The organism is Rahnella sp. PAMC25559, from assembly GCF_050632365.1.
In the GTDB taxonomy this organism is placed as follows: domain Bacteria; phylum Pseudomonadota; class Gammaproteobacteria; order Enterobacterales; family Enterobacteriaceae; genus Rahnella; species Rahnella rivi.
Window position 1 is genome coordinate 2,031,624 of record NZ_CP192543.1, and the last position, 14,942, is coordinate 2,046,565.

At 55.0% G+C, this 14,942-nt stretch carries 10 protein-coding genes and 1 pseudogene; 5 read left to right on the top strand and 6 right to left on the bottom strand.

Going from position 1 to position 14,942, the window contains the following annotated elements:
• Positions 1 to 17: 17 nt before the first annotated feature.
• From htpG to ACQZQY_RS10600, 4 genes are all read left to right on the top strand, one after another.
• A complete protein-coding gene (gene htpG, locus ACQZQY_RS10585; protein WP_056771993.1) occupies positions 18 to 1,883 on the top strand; it encodes a molecular chaperone HtpG in 1,866 nt (621 codons plus the stop codon).
• Positions 1,884 to 2,065: 182 nt separating this feature from the next.
• Positions 2,066 to 2,710: an adenylate kinase gene (gene adk / locus ACQZQY_RS10590; protein ID WP_056771200.1), complete on the top strand. Its 645-nt coding sequence runs from the start codon at positions 2,066 to 2,068 to the stop codon at positions 2,708 to 2,710.
• Between the two features lie 225 nt (positions 2,711 to 2,935).
• Positions 2,936 to 3,898, top strand: a complete 963-nt coding sequence (hemH, locus tag ACQZQY_RS10595; protein WP_056771203.1) for a ferrochelatase — start codon at positions 2,936 to 2,938, stop codon at positions 3,896 to 3,898.
• Positions 3,899 to 3,936: 38 nt separating this feature from the next.
• The gene (locus ACQZQY_RS10600; protein ID WP_431297068.1) at positions 3,937 to 5,256 is read left to right on the top strand and encodes an inosine/guanosine kinase; all 1,320 of its coding nucleotides are present in this window, start codon (positions 3,937 to 3,939) and stop codon (positions 5,254 to 5,256) included.
• 37 nt (positions 5,257 to 5,293) lie between these two features.
• Here the strand turns inward: ACQZQY_RS10600 and ACQZQY_RS10605 are convergent, their stop codons facing one another.
• From ACQZQY_RS10605 to copA, 6 genes are all read right to left on the bottom strand, one after another.
• Entirely contained in the window at positions 5,294 to 6,529 is a 1,236-nt protein-coding gene (locus tag ACQZQY_RS10605) for a sensor domain-containing diguanylate cyclase (protein WP_122095989.1), read from the bottom strand.
• A gap of 158 nt (positions 6,530 to 6,687) precedes the next feature.
• Entirely contained in the window at positions 6,688 to 8,379 is a 1,692-nt protein-coding gene (gene ybaL / locus ACQZQY_RS10610) for a YbaL family putative K(+) efflux transporter (RefSeq protein WP_056771213.1), read from the bottom strand.
• Positions 8,380 to 8,609: 230 nt separating this feature from the next.
• Complete coding sequence (locus ACQZQY_RS10615; protein ID WP_056771217.1) at positions 8,610 to 9,827, bottom strand: MFS transporter; 1,218 nt, start codon at positions 9,825 to 9,827, stop codon at positions 8,610 to 8,612.
• A gap of 45 nt (positions 9,828 to 9,872) precedes the next feature.
• Entirely contained in the window at positions 9,873 to 10,352 is a 480-nt protein-coding gene (gene ybaK, locus ACQZQY_RS10620) for a Cys-tRNA(Pro)/Cys-tRNA(Cys) deacylase YbaK (protein ID WP_431297069.1), read from the bottom strand.
• A 248-nt stretch (positions 10,353 to 10,600) separates the two neighbouring features.
• The gene (locus tag ACQZQY_RS10625) at positions 10,601 to 11,401 is read right to left on the bottom strand and encodes a TraB/GumN family protein (RefSeq protein WP_431297070.1); all 801 of its coding nucleotides are present in this window, start codon (positions 11,399 to 11,401) and stop codon (positions 10,601 to 10,603) included.
• Positions 11,402 to 11,478: 77 nt separating this feature from the next.
• Positions 11,479 to 13,986, bottom strand: coding sequence for a copper-exporting P-type ATPase CopA (gene copA, locus ACQZQY_RS10630; protein ID WP_431297071.1), 2,508 nt, complete (start codon positions 13,984 to 13,986; stop codon positions 11,479 to 11,481).
• A 275-nt stretch (positions 13,987 to 14,261) separates the two neighbouring features.
• Here copA and ACQZQY_RS10635 point away from each other — a divergent pair.
• Positions 14,262 to 14,816 (top strand): annotated as a pseudogene (locus ACQZQY_RS10635) (phage portal protein); the annotation flags it as partial.
• Positions 14,817 to 14,942 lie beyond the last annotated feature (126 nt).

Genomic DNA, 14,942 nt, shown 5'->3' on the forward strand with positions numbered 1-14,942 from the left:
GAGGTAATTTGATGAGTATGAAAGGACAAGAGACACGCGGATTCCAGTCTGAAGTAAAACAACTTCTTCATCTGATGATCCATTCTCTGTATTCAAACAAAGAAATTTTCCTGCGTGAGTTAATCTCCAACGCTTCCGATGCGGCTGACAAACTGCGCTTTCGCGCGCTGTCCACGCCTGAGTTATATGAAGGCGATGGCGAACTGCACGTGCGTCTGGCGTTTGATAAAGAAAAACGCACCCTGACGCTGAGCGACAACGGTATCGGTATGAGCCGCGATGAAGTCATCGACAACCTCGGTACTATCGCCAAATCCGGCACCAAAGCTTTCCTGCAATCTGTCGGTTCTGAGCAGGCGAAAGACAGCCAGCTGATCGGCCAGTTTGGCGTCGGTTTCTACTCTGCCTTTATCGTGGCCGATAAAGTGACCGTGCGCACCCGTGCGGCCGGTGCCAGCGCCGACGAAGGCGTGTTCTGGGAATCTGCCGGTGAAGGTGAATATACCCTGGCGGATATCGAGAAAGCCGATCGCGGGACTGAAATCACCCTGCATCTGCGCGAAGATCAGGACGAATTCCTTGATGACTGGCGCGTGCGCTCCATCATCAGCAAATACTCTGACCATATTGCGTTGCCGGTTGAAGTCGAAACCCGTAACGAAGAAGACGGCACTGTCACCTGGGAACAAATCAACAAGGCACAGGCCCTGTGGACCCGTGGCAAGTCTGAAGTCACCGACGAAGAATACGTTGAGTTCTACAAACACATCTCCCATGACTTCAGTGATCCGCTGAGCTGGAGCCATAACCGCGTTGAAGGTAAGCAGGAATACACCAGCCTGCTGTACATCCCTTCACAGGCGCCGTGGGATATGTGGAACCGCGATCACAAGCACGGCCTGAAACTGTATGTTCAGCGCGTGTTTATCATGGACGAAGCCGAGCAGTTCATGCCGAACTACCTGCGTTTCGTGCGTGGTCTGATAGATTCCAACGATCTGCCGCTGAACGTGTCCCGTGAAATTCTTCAGGACAGCCGCATTACTCAGAACCTGCGCAGTGCGCTGACCAAACGTGTTCTGCAAATGCTGGAAAAACTGGCGAAAGACGACAACGAAAAATACCTGCAATTCTGGAAACAGTTTGGTCTGGTATTGAAAGAAGGCCCGGCAGAAGACGGCGCGAACAAAGAAACCATCGCCAAACTGCTGCGTTTCGCCAGCACCCGCAACGACAGCAGCGAGCAGACATTGTCGCTGGAAGAGTATGTGGCGGGCATGGTGGAAGGTCAGGACAAGATTTATTACATCACAGCCGACAGCTACGCCGCGGCGAAGAGCAGTCCGCATCTGGAACTGTTCCGTAAGAAAGGCATCGAAGTTCTGTTGCTGTCTGACCGCATCGATGAATGGATGATGAGCTATCTGACTGAGTTCGATGGCAAAGTCTTCCAGTCCGTCAGCAAGGCTGACGACACTCTGGACAAACTGGCTGACGAAAGCGAAGAGCAGAAAGAAGCGGAAAAAGCGCTGGAGCCGTTCGTTGAGCGCGTGAAAACGCTGCTGGGTGAGCGTGTGAAAGAAGTGCGTCTGACGCACCGTCTGACCGATACGCCAGCCATTGTGACCACCGGTGCTGACGAGATGACCACGCAAATGGCCAAACTGTTTGCCGCTGCCGGTCAGGAAGCGCCTGAAGTGAAATACATCTTCGAGCTGAACCCTGAACATGCGCTGGTGAAACGTGCATCTGATGTGGCTGACGAAGACCAGTTCAGTGAGTGGATCGAACTGTTACTGGATCAGGCGCTGTTCGCAGAACGCGGCACGCTGGAAGATCCAAACCTGTTTATTCGCCGTATGAATACGCTGTTGCAGGCGTAATCTGCTGAAATAAAAGTGAAAAGGGCGTCGTGAAAACGAGGCCCTTTTTTTATGGTCGCCCCCTAATCTGCCGCGTTAACCCCAGTGCCCGTAGGGGTTGTTCCTTGAGCAAAAGCGCTCAGAATGGTATGGTTGACCGTTTTTCGAGATTCATAAAAATTACATGCAAGGGGATTTACGCAATGCGTATCATTCTGCTGGGCGCTCCGGGCGCAGGTAAGGGTACTCAGGCCCAATTCATCATGGAGAAATTTGGTATTCCTCAGATTTCTACCGGTGATATGTTGCGCGCCGCTGTGAAGGCCGGAAGTGAGCTCGGCAAGAAAGCAAAAGAGATTATGGACGCCGGTAAACTGGTGACGGACGAACTGGTTATCGCTCTGGTGAAAGAACGTATTCAGCAGGAAGATTGCCGTAACGGTTTCCTGTTAGACGGTTTCCCTCGCACCATTCCGCAGGCTGATGCCATGAAAGAAGCGGGCATCAAGGTCGATTACGTGCTGGAATTCGACGTACCTGACGAACTGATTGTGGATCGCATCGTCGGTCGTCGCGTACATCCGGGCTCTGGCCGTGTGTATCACATCCAGTACAATCCGCCAAAAGTGGAAGGTAAAGACGATGTGACCGGCGAAGACCTGATCACCCGTAAAGACGATCAGGAAGAAACCGTGCGTAAACGCCTGGTGGAATACCATGAGCTGACTGAGCCACTGGTGTCCTATTACGGTAAAGAAGCAGAAGCAGGCAACACCCGCTACGTCAAAATTGACGGCACACAGCAGGTTTCTGCCGTGCGTGACGAACTCGCGGCTATCTTAAGCTGATTCCCGCTGCACCGGTTCTGTTAACGGGGTGACTTAGGTCGCCCCGTTTGTTTTTACGCCATCCCCCGCCAGAAATAGTCACAATTCGCATTGATAGCCATTGCCGTTGTTCCGATCGCCTTTGTTTTCGTTACAATGACGTGCGCTTCTTCCTGAGCTACCGTAAACGGGAGCGCCCATGATTTTTCACTCTGGCTTCAACGCCATCAATTTAGGAAATTCAGCATGACGCAGACCAAATTCGGGGTCCTCCTGGTTAATCTCGGAACACCTGAAGCACCGACGCCTAAGGCCGTAAAAAAATACCTGGGTGAGTTTTTGAGTGATATCCGCGTCGTAGATACACCCCGCCTGCTCTGGTGGCCAATCCTGAATCTGGTGATTTTGCCTTTGCGTTCTCCGCGCGTATCCAAGCTGTACAAATCCGTGTGGATGGAAGAAGGCTCGCCGCTGATGGTTTTCAGCCGTCGACAGCAAAAAGCCCTGGCTGAGCGCCTGCCGGGTACGCCGGTTGAACTGGCAATGAGCTACGGCAAGCCGGGTATGAAAGATCCGATCGAAAAACTGCTGGCGCAGGGCGTGACCAAAATGGTGGTGCTGCCGCTGTATCCGCAATATTCCTGTTCCACCAGTGCCGCCGTTTTCGACGGCGTAGCGCGGGTGCTGAAATCACAGCGCCGTCTGCCTTCCCTGAGCTTTATTCGTGATTACGCCACCCATCCGGCCTACATCTCCGCGCTGAAAGCCAGTATCGAACGTTCTTTCGCGCAACATGGCGAACCGGACCGTCTGGTGTTGTCCTTCCACGGTATTCCAAAGCGTTTTGTGGCGGAAGGTGATGATTACGAACAGCGCTGCCGCGACACCGCGCAGGCGCTGACCGATGCGCTGCAACTGCCGACCGGCAAAATTATGCTGACTTTCCAGTCGCGCTTTGGCCGTGAACCGTGGCTGACGCCGTACACGGACGAAACCCTCAAAGGCCTTCCGGCTCAGGGCGTTAAGTCTATCCAGATTATCTGTCCCGGCTTCGCCTCGGATTGTCTGGAGACGCTGGAAGAGATCAAAGAAGAGAATCGTGAGATTTTTATGCATGCAGGCGGCGAGCGCTTCGAATATATTGACGCCTTAAACGACCAGCCGGAGCATATCGATCTGCTGCAACAACTGGTCACTCAGCACTTCTGATGGAAGGCTGAGCTTTTTGAATTTCCTGAGAACAAGCAATGAAATTTCCTGGTAAGCGTAAGTCAAAACACTATTTTCCGGTCAGCGCGCGTGACCCATTACTGCGTGATTCTATGCTGCAGGCGATGCAGCCGGAATCCGAGGGCGGGGCATCCTATATTGTCGGTATCGATCAGACGATGGTGGATATCGAAGCGCGCGTGGATGAAAGTTTTGTTGCCCGTTACGGTCTGACGCCCGGCGAGTCCAATATTCTTGATGATGACATGTCGGAAGCGCTTTACCAGGAACTGATGGCAAACGCGCTGATTACGCACCAGTTTGCAGGCGGCACCGTGGGCAATACGCTGCACAACTATTCCGTGCTGGCCGATGACCGCTCGGTTCTGCTGGGGGTGATGTGTAACAACGTCAGAATCGGTGATTACGCCTACCGCTACCTGTGCAACACCTCAAGCCGTGTAGATCTTAACTTCCTGCAGGGCGTCGATGGCGCGATCGGCCGATGCTTTACGCTTATCAGCGACACCGGCGAACGTACGTTTGCCATCAGTCCGGGCAAGATGAACAGACTGAAAGCCGAAAGCGTACCGGAAGACGTCATCGCCGGCGCCTCCGCGCTGCTGTTGACCTCATACCTGTTACGCAGCAAACCCGGCGAGCCTATTCCGCAGGCCACCATGCAGGCGATTGAGTACGCGAAAAAATATCATGTGCCGGTGGTACTAACGCTCGGCACGCAATATGTGATTGCAGATGATCCGCAGGCATGGCGCGATTTCCTGCGCGATCATGTCTCGATTCTGGCGATGAACGAAGATGAAGGATTTGCACTGACCGGCATGAAAGATCCGCTGATGGCTGCCGATAAGGCGCTGGACTGGGTCGATCTGGTGTTGTGTACCGCCGGGCCGAACGGCCTGTTTATGGCGAGTTATACCGAAGAAGCGTTCAAACGTACCACGCAGCATCCCCTGCTGCCGGGGGCGATTGCCGAATTTAACCAATACGAATTCAGCCGTGCGATGCGCCGTGAATGTTGTGAGCAACCGCTGAAGATTTATTCCCACATCGCGCCCTACATGGGCGGCCCGGAAAAAATCATGAATACCAACGGGGCAGGCGATGGCGCGTTATCGGCGCTGTTGCATGACATTGCGGCGAACGGTTTTCATCGCACGTCCGTTCCCAATTCCAGCAAGCATTCGCGCGAGTATCTGACCTATTCCTCGCTGGCACAGGTATGTAAATACGCCAACCGTGTGAGTTATCAGGTGCTTAACCAGCATTCACCGCGTCTGACGCGTGGCCTGCCGGAACGTGAGGACAGTCTGGAAGAGAGTTACTGGGAACGCTGAGTGAAGCGGGCGGGGCGACCCCCGTCCTGCTTTCTGATTATCCTGCCTGCACCTGATTACGGCCTGACGTTTTGGCGCGATACAGCGCGTCATCCACACGTTTAAACAGGCTGGTAAAATCTTCCCCCGCTTCGTACTGCGCCACGCCTACGCTGACTGTCAGCGCAGGCATTTCCGGCTGCGATAACTGCTGCACTCTTTCACGCAGGGCTTCGGCAACGATCATCGCGCCTTCCAGAGGCGTCAGCGGCAGCAAAATCAGGAACTCCTCACCGCCCCAGCGGAAGACCGTATCGCTTTCGCGGATCCCGGTTTCCAGCGTTCTGGCCAGCATCACCAGCGCATCATCGCCTTTGTTATGCCCGTACTGATCGTTGATCGTTTTGAAATGATCGGCGTCCACCAGCATCAGGCTGAAATTGTGTGTCCGCTGCGGATTTTGCGTGCGCGCATTCTCCACCAGCTGCATGAACTGACGACGGTTGCCCAGCCCGGTGAGCGGATCACGAAGCGCTGCATGTTCCAGTTCCTGCTCAAGACGTTTTTGCTCAGTGATGTCGTGAATGATGCACAACATCAGCCGTACTGCGTTCAGTTCCACCGGCCCGGCATAGGTCTGGACGTGGCGCAAATTGCCGTCCGCCAGTTTATGCACGAACGTCAGCGGCTTATGCCCGCCGGGCAGTCGGGCAATTTCATGCATCACCGGCAGTACGTCCAGCCCCATCGCATTGATTTCCCAGGTGTGTTTCATGCAGATTTCGTCACGCGTATAGCCATAAAAACGGGTGGCGGCCTGATTGGCATCGACAATCTGCCCATTATTGGCGGGATCGATTAACAACATCGGGGCGCTGTTGGTCTGAAAGAAGCGCTCATAGAAACCACTTTCATCGCGGCGATAGCGTGTGTTGCTGGGAACGGGTACCGGAACATTGGCGGCGGACGTGTGGGCACCTTCGAACACAATGGCATATTCACTGCCATCAAGCGGTATCGAGGATAAGCGGCAGGTCAGCGGAAATGCGCGGCCTTCTTTGTGGATCGTCCAGATTTCGACAATCTGATCGCCCTTCGCCAGATTCGGCAAATAGGCATCGAGAGACTGGTGAGAATGAACGGAAAACTGGCCGTTACGCAGCGGCCCCAGCAGGCTGTTGCCTGCCAGCTTTCTGGCAGCGATATTGGCAAAAAGGATGTGCTGACTTTGCGCCGAAACAACCCAGATCGGCGTACTCAATATGTTTAACGTTTCCAGATGGGGTAACGACATTGCGACGACCGATCAATATTTGGCATAGCCACAGAATACCGCGAAATGATCTGATTTGGCGTTTTTTATGTTACGGAGGTAAAAGGGAAAAAAACGGGCAATAAAAAGGGCGCAGCCGCAGGACTGCACCCCTGATTCATTACGTTGTTAAAGCGTCATCACACCGGACAAAATGGCCGTTTCTCGTCTTCGGTCATGATGTCGATTTGCAGCATACCCAGCATGCTGTTGGCGATCTCACGTTCGCCCATCACCACGCGATCGGCACCGCGTTCCAGAATGTAGGTCACTTCGTCATCGTAATGCGCGCGGGCAATGATTTCGATATTTGGCCGTTTGGTGCGGGCTGAAGCGACAATTTCTCCGGCTTCGTAACCGTTAGGAATGGTCACCAGCAGCCAGCGCGCGCAGTCGAGACGCGCCAGATCCATGATTTCCTGATTGGCGGCGTTGCCCAGCACCGTACTGATACCTTGTTCACGCAGCGCTTCAACGCGCGGGCGGGAGTTTTCAATCACCACCAGCGGAATACCGGCGGCCTGAAGTTTCTCACCGAGCAGGCTGCCGACGCGGCCATAGCCGACCAGCAGCGCGTGATTGCACAAATCGAACGGGATTTGCTTCTCGTCTTCCACCGCTTCTTCGACGCTCTGATCTTCGATGGTTTCTGTTTTCGCCAGATATTTTTCCAGCAGCGTAAACAACAGCGGGTTAAACATTATCGACAATATGGCCCCCGCCAGTACCAGATTGCGACCATGCTCGGAGAGCAGCCCCAGTGAAATCCCAAGGCCGGCAAGAATAAAGGCGAACTCACCAATCTGCGCCAGGCTGACGGAGATGGTCAGCGCGGTGCGTCTGGAGTGCCCGAACATCATCACCAGCAGGAAGGCCGCGATGGATTTACCGAATACGATAATCGCCAGAGTTGCGATCACCGTCAGCGGCTCGCGCACCAGAATCATCGGGTCGAACAGCATGCCCACCGACACGAAGAACAGCACCGCAAAAGCGTCGCGCAGCGGCAGGGTGTCGTGCGCGGCACGCTGGCTCAGTTCGGATTCGTTCAGCACCATCCCGGCGAAGAAGGCACCGAGCGCGAACGAGACATCAAAGATTTCAACCGCGCCGTAAGCGATACCCAGCGCCAGCGCCAGAACCGACAGTGTGAACAGTTCGCGTGAACCGGTGCTGGCGGTTTTCGCCAGGATCCACGGTACCACGCGGCGTCCGACCACCATCATCAGCACCATAAACGCGATCACTTTACCGATAGTCACCGCCAGGCCGGTCAGCAGTTCCACCGGGCTGGAGTGATGACTTTCCAGCATACCGCTGAAGGCCGGCAGCAGCACCAGCGTCAGCACCATCACTAAATCTTCAACAATCAGCCAGCCGATGGCGATTTGCCCGCGCTGACTTTCAATAAGTTGCCGTTCTTCCAGAGCGCGCAACAGCACCACGGTACTGGCGGTAGACAGGCAGAGCCCGAACACCAGCCCGGTGGCGAGATCCCAGCCCATAAGGTGTGATAATCCCATCCCAAGCAGCGTCGCTACCGCGATTTGCGCTACAGCGCCGGGAATGGCTATCGCCTTTACGGCCAGTAAATCTTTCAGAGAGAAATGCAACCCGACGCCAAACATCAGCAAAATGACGCCAATTTCAGCCAGTTCGGGAGCAAGAGAGGTATCAGCAACAAAGCCAGGTGTGAAAGGTCCGGCCAGCACGCCCGCGGCGAGATAGCCAACCAGAGGAGAAATACGTAAACGATTGGCGATCATGCCAAAAAGAAAGGCCAGTACCAGGCCACCGACAATCGTGGTAATCAAGGGCGTAGAATGATGCATTCAGACTCCTTCTGGTGATGCACAAAGCAATGTGTTGCAGATTGTTTCTAAGTTTATGGTAAAAATCGTTCCGGCGTTGAGGAATTTTGGCCTTTTTTGCAGTAAATCCCCCGCAGACAACAAAAAAAATCCCAACGGATGATTTAAATGGGTTTTATCCGACAAAGCTCAAGGGGAGAAGGGATAAGAAGCCGCCGGCATTTGGGTTGCCGGCAGCGAAAGGCAGGCTATCAGGCGCGGTGATTTTCCAGATTCGGCAGGAATGCAGTGAATATCCCGAGCAACGGCAGGAAGGCACAAATCTGATACACCAGTTCAATGCTGGTGATGTCTGCCACATAGCCCAGTACCGCAGCGCCCAGACCGCCCATACCAAAGGCCAGCCCGAAGAACAGCCCGGAAACCATACCGACTTTTCCTGGCATTAACTCTTGTGCAAACACCAGAATCGCCGAAAACGCCGAGGCGAGGATCACGCCAATAATCACGCTCAGTACGCTGGTCCACATCAGGTTGGCGTGGGGCAAAAGTAGGGTAAATGGCGCGACGCCGAGAATTGACGCCCATATGACGTATTTGCGCCCAATCTTATCTCCCACCGGCCCGCCAATGATGGTGCCTGCTGCGACGGCAAACAGGAAAACAAACAGGTGAATCTGAGCACTTTGCACCGATACACCAAATTTATGGATCAGGTAGAAGGTGTAATAACTGCTGATACTGGTCAGGTAGAAATATTTTGAAAATACCAGTATCAGCAGAATGCCCAGCGACATTGCCACCGTTTTGCGGGGCAGGACGGTGATGTTCATTTTCACCGGCCCGCGCTTTTTGGCGATCTGATTCTGCTGGCGGTACCACTTGCTGATTTGCAGTAACACCACAATGCCCAGTAATGCCGCCAGTGAGAACCAGGCAACGTTGCCTTTACCGTAAGGCGCAATGATCAGCGCCGCCAGCAACGGCCCCAGGGAAGCCCCGAAATTTCCACCGACCTGGAACAGCGATTGCGCCAGGCCATGACGTCCGCCGGAAGCCATGCGCGCCACGCGGGAAGACTCAGGGTGGAAAACCGAGGAGCCGGTGCCGACCAGCGCGGCGGCCAGCAGAACCACCGGGAAACTCTGCGCGACAGCCAGCAACAGCAGGCCGGAGAGGGTGAACCCCATGCCGACGGGCAGGGAGTAGGGCTGCGGGTGTTTGTCGGTGTAATAACCGATCAGCGGTTGCAGCAAAGAAGCCGTAATCTGATAGGTCAGCGTGATCATGCCTATCTGGGTGAAGCTGAGCGAAAACTCATTTTGCAGCAACGGATAAATCGCGAGGATCAGCGACTGGATCATGTCATTAAGCAGATGAGAAACGCTGATCGCCGCCAGAATAGAAAACGCAGTCTTTTTGACTGCGTCTTTCTGCGGGCTGTCCGGCGTTGCCGTATTGTCGGTCATGGCGCGTAAACCTTAATGTTCTGTGCAGAAGGGGGGCCGGGAGCGTCAGTCGGCTTTGGCGATCTCAGCAAACTGGCCTTTCAGTAACCGGCAAAGATCGCCTGCCGCCAGCTCAATATCAAGCCCGCGTTTACCGCCTGAAACATAAATGGTGGAAAATGTCTGCGCCGGACTGTCGATCACCGTCGGCAACAGTTTTTTCTGCCCGAGCGGGCTGATGCCGCCGACCAGATAACCGGTTACGCGCTGCGCGATGGCCGGATCCGCCATGTCGGCTTTTTTCGCCCCGAGGGCTTTCGCCACCTTCTTCAGATCCAGCATGGACGCCACCGGCGTTACCGCCACGGCCAGGTTTTTAGCGTCTCCGTTCAGGGAAACCAGCAGGGTTTTGTAGACCTGACGCGCATCCAGCCCCAGCTTTTTCACCGCTTCATCGCCGAAGTGGGTTTCGTCGCTGCTGTGCTCATACGAATGAAGAGTGAAGCTGACTTTATTTTTTTCCAGAAGAAGTACCGCTGGGGTCATGATCTTTCATCTCTGATTACTTTTTTGTTCGAAAAATCGTCGGCAGTTCAATTCGATGAAATTTAACAATAAAGTATGATTATTAAGCGAGGGAGAAATAGTAGTGCAATGAATGGTTATTGCCAAGACCCAACACAGGTTGTTACCCTGTGCCCGCCGGTGTCGCGTCCGCAAGGGCAGGCACTGTAGCTATAAAAATAAAATGAAATTCCTCTTTGACTGGCCGGCCTTAAAACCCGGCCATTTTTTTATCCTTTCAGCAGCTCCGGCAGGTTCCCCTCGCCATACAAATGCAGCGCGCCGACGGCCACCACGTAATGCCCCGGCGGCAGTTCCAGCAGCAGTTGCTTCCAGCGAATATTTCGCTGATTCATCAGCACGTCGTAAAGATCGCCGCTGAAAGTGTTCGGCAGCTGATCTAACGCCATCACCGGTTTGGTATCCAGCCACCAGCTGATCATGGTTTGCAGCAGCCGGGCGTTGGTATGCCAGTGCGTCAGCGTATCTTCCAAAAGCCCCAGACCGTCGTCGGGAAGTTGCTGCAACAACGCGAACTGTTCCTGCGGCCCCTCCAGCTCAATGACCGGGGTGTTTTGCAGTTTGGCTTTTTGCAAAAGCTGATAATCAATGCCGTAATTTCCGCGTAACCCGAGTCGCTGAGCCTGAGTGGCCTGCAACATCAGCGCGACCTGCCACGAGGGCAGCGGATTCAGCGTCCACATCGAGACGCCCAGCTCTTCGCACAGGCGTTCGACGTGCAGATAGTGTGATTCAGGAAGGCGTTCCGCCAGCGGCGGAAACTCACCTGACATCGTAAAAGGAGACTCGGTGCCACTGATATCGGCCTCGACGATCAGCGCATCGGCTTTTTGCAGGCGGCGTAATAACTGCGCGGGCAAAGGCTGCATGTCCTGGGTGCCCATATGAATGCTGCCGACCAGATGTAAAAAGCGGTGGCCGGGAAGCTGAATATCAAGGGCGGGATAGGAATACTCGACGGGGAACAGCCTGCGGAGCCAGCTGAATGCCTGATTGAAAAACTTCGCCATATCGCATGGTCTCCCGAAAAATGAAAGACCATGCTAACGCGTCAGCGGTTGAGCGAACAGAGGAAACGTCTTGTTTTTTAGGCCGGTTTTTTCGGTGTGAACCTTAACAGTCGGTTCGCATTAGCCACCACAGTGATGGACGACAGAGCCATCGCCGCGCCCGCAATCACAGGGCTGAGCAACGTACCGGTCAGCGGATACAGCACGCCGGCGGCCACGGGTATCCCAATCACGTTGTAGATAAAGGCGCCGAGCAGGTTCTGTTTCATATTGCGCAGCGTGGCCTGAGACATCGCCAGTGCATCGGCAACGCCGTGCAGGCTGGGGCGCATCAGGGTAATTGCGGCGGTTTCAATAGCCACATCGCTGCCACCGCCCATTGCAATGCCGACGTCCGCCTGTGCCAGCGCGGGAGCATCGTTAATGCCATCGCCAATCATTGCCACCTGCTGGCCTTTGGCCTGCAAGGCTTTGATGGCATCAGCCTTGCCTTCCGGCCGCACACCGGCAATCACCGTATCGATACCCGCCTGTGCAGCGATAGCCTGCGCGGTGCGCGGGTTGTCGCCGGTCAGCATCACCAGCTGATAACCGAGCTGATGCAGACGCTGCAAGGCGCTGACGCTGTCCTCGCGCAGCGGATCGCGCAGGGCGAACAGCGCAGCGAGGTGCCCGTCAACCGCCAGCAGAACCGGCGTTGCGCCTTGCGCGGTCATTGCATTGAGCAACGCGTCGGTAACCTGAACGTCAATGCCGTTTTCCTGCATCAGCGCCTGATTGCCCAGCAGCAGCGTTTTGCCTTCCGTTTCACCCCGCAGACCCAGACCGCCAAGCGTGCGGAAGTTCTGCACGTCGGGAATAGCCTGATCTTGCGCTTTTTCGACAATGGCCTGCGCCAGCGGGTGATGCGATCCCTGTTCCAGCGCGGCAGCAAAGCGCAGCGCCTGAGGTTCGCTGATATCACCAAACGTATGAATATCTGTCACTTTCGGCTGGCCTTCGGTCAGCGTGCCGGTTTTGTCGAAAACCAGCGTGGAGAGGGTGCTGGCTTTTTGCAGCGCATCGGCATCACGTACCAGCACGCCAAATTCCGCCGCGCGGCCCACACCCGCAGTAATCGACATCGGCGTTGCCAGTCCCAGTGCGCAAGGGCAGGCGATGATAAGCACCGTGGTCACAATCACCAGCGTATACATCAGCTGTGGCTGAGGGCCAAAGAAATACCAGACAGCACCGCTGAACAGCGCAATCAGCACCACCGCAGGCACGAAAACGGCAGAGATTTTGTCGGCCAGTTTGCCGATTTCCGGTTTACTGCTTTGCGCCTCGCGCACCAGCTTGATGATGCGCGACAGGGTGGTCTGGCTGCCAATGGCGTCAGCGCGAAACAGCACGCTGCCATCTTTTACCAGCGTACCCGCATGCACTTTTTCACCCTGCGATTTCTGCCGGGGAACCGGTTCACCGGTCAGCATTGCCTCATCCATCCAGGCTTCGCCGCTTTGAATTTCACCGTCAACCGGCACACGATCGCCGGTGGTCAGGCGCAGCGTCATGCCCTGCTGAACCTCGGCCAGCGGCAGGTTTTTTTCACCCTGCGCGGTGACCACGCGGGCTGTGGGCGGGGTGAGATCCAGCAAACGTTCAAGCGCCTGAGACGAACGCTGGCGCCCGCGTTGCTCCAGCGCGTGGCCGAGATTGATCAGGCCGATAATCATGACGCTGGCTTCAAAGTAAAGGTGGCGGGCCTGCATCGGGAACGCCTCCGGCCACAGGCAGACGGCGAAGGAGAATATCCACGCCGCGCCGGTGCCGAGCGACACCAGCGTGTCCATATTGGCGCTGCCGTGCATCAGGCTTTTCCACGCGCTGTGGTAAAAATGCCCGCCCGCGACAACCATGATCACCAGCGTCAGAATGCCGACGATTAACCAGGCAGTCTGGCTGGCGTCGGTGACCATCATTTCACCGCCGAGCAGCCCCCACAGCATCAGTGGAATACCGGCGGCCAGACCGAGAGCGGCCTGCCAGCTGAAACGGATCATGCTGCTGCGCGCGGTTTGTTGCTGCCGCTCGCGGCGTTTGGTTTCATCAATAATAATTTCAGCGCCGTAACCTGCGCGTTCAACGGCGGCAATCAGCGCTGCCTGATCAACGTCACCGCTGACCAGCGCACTGCGTTCCGCCAGATTGACCCGCGCCCGTTCGACGCCGCTGACGCCTTCCAGCGCCTTCTGCACTTTACTGACGCAGCTGGCGCAGCTCATGCCGCTGAGTAACAGCTGCACGCTCTCATCGGATGCCGGAACAGATGACGCCGCCGCTGACAGGGGTTCCGGCAAAACGTTCGCCTTATCGGTCAGCGGCTCAGATTTTGGGGAGACGTCCTCCACAACCTGCGCTTCATAACCGGCGTTAACAACGGCATCGACCAGGCTCTGGCTGCTGGCATCGCCTTTGACGATGGCTTTATCCAGAGAGACTTCAACGGCAGTGGTGCCTTCCACAGCTTCCAGCGCTTTACGCGTTGAAGCCACGCAGTGCCCGCAGGACAAGCCTTGCAGCGATAATACGGTCGTCGTCATGATGAATTTCCTCAGGGTTAACTTCACTAAGGACAGAGGATAAACCTTCCAGCAAGGGGAAGGTCAAACGAAAATCATGTTGATGAAAAAGGATTTTTATCAACGCTGCCCACAACGCGACCACACTTCGAGATAAGGCGTGAATTTTGCGGGGTTTTCTTTGGGAAAAAACCAGCGCATAGGCTGGTTTGGTGCTCTTGCCCACATTGGTGATGTACAGATATGAGCAACAGAAACTGCGGGGCAAAAAACTGACCGAGAAAAATGATACGCAGAAGCCGGGGGGCGAGTTCCACCGGCAAGAGCCGGACATTAATCAGGAACTCTACGGCCTGCCGGAATACCTCAGCGCGTTAAACAGCGTGTGGCTCAATGAATCCGCCACACTGTATCGCCGCAAGTATTTTCTCAACGGGGCTCACGCGGGCTATGTCATGTACGTGACCGACCCGGCGCAAAACTCTCAGGACGTGACCGCACTGCGCGACATGATGACCAAATCTAAGGGCGCAGGTAATTTTAAAAATATTTTCTACCATGCCCCCGGCGGGAAAGCCGACGCCATTAAAATCATCCCGCTGATCGAGGTGGCCACGAAAGATGATTTCTTTAACATCAAGAACGCAACACGCGACGACCTGCTCATCGCGCACCGGGTGCCACCGCAGATGATGGGTATTATCCCGAACAACACCGGGGGGGTTGGGGACGTTGAGAAAGCGGCAAAGGTATTTGTCCGTAATGAGCTGGTTCCCTTGCAGGAACGTATGAAAGAGTTGAACGAGTGGGCAGGGGCGGAGGTGGTCAGGTTTACTAATTATGAGCTTTGAACTAACTACTGAAAAAAATAGCCGGGTGAAATGGTATTTTAATTTTTCCCATGTACTGTATTAGTCAAAATTTAATTTTGGATGAATAAAACCACATCGAATTTTAGCTTTAAGGGAGGGGCGAAA

What these genes read in the sequence shown, in the direction of transcription:
- htpG (WP_056771993.1), top strand. Translation starts at nt 18, where the DNA reads ATGAAAGGACAAGAGACACGCGGATTCCAGTCTGAAGTAAAACAACTT.
- adk (WP_056771200.1), top strand. Translation starts at nt 2,066, where the DNA reads ATGCGTATCATTCTGCTGGGCGCTCCGGGCGCAGGTAAGGGTACTCAG.
- hemH (WP_056771203.1), top strand. Translation starts at nt 2,936, where the DNA reads ATGACGCAGACCAAATTCGGGGTCCTCCTGGTTAATCTCGGAACACCT.
- ACQZQY_RS10600 (WP_431297068.1), top strand. Translation starts at nt 3,937, where the DNA reads ATGAAATTTCCTGGTAAGCGTAAGTCAAAACACTATTTTCCGGTCAGC.
- ACQZQY_RS10605 (WP_122095989.1), bottom strand. Translation starts at nt 6,529, where the DNA reads ATGTCGTTACCCCATCTGGAAACGTTAAACATATTGAGTACGCCGATC.
- ybaL (WP_056771213.1), bottom strand. Translation starts at nt 8,379, where the DNA reads ATGCATCATTCTACGCCCTTGATTACCACGATTGTCGGTGGCCTGGTA.
- ACQZQY_RS10615 (WP_056771217.1), bottom strand. Translation starts at nt 9,827, where the DNA reads ATGACCGACAATACGGCAACGCCGGACAGCCCGCAGAAAGACGCAGTC.
- ybaK (WP_431297069.1), bottom strand. Translation starts at nt 10,352, where the DNA reads ATGACCCCAGCGGTACTTCTTCTGGAAAAAAATAAAGTCAGCTTCACT.
- ACQZQY_RS10625 (WP_431297070.1), bottom strand. Translation starts at nt 11,401, where the DNA reads ATGGCGAAGTTTTTCAATCAGGCATTCAGCTGGCTCCGCAGGCTGTTC.
- copA (WP_431297071.1), bottom strand. Translation starts at nt 13,986, where the DNA reads ATGACGACGACCGTATTATCGCTGCAAGGCTTGTCCTGCGGGCACTGC.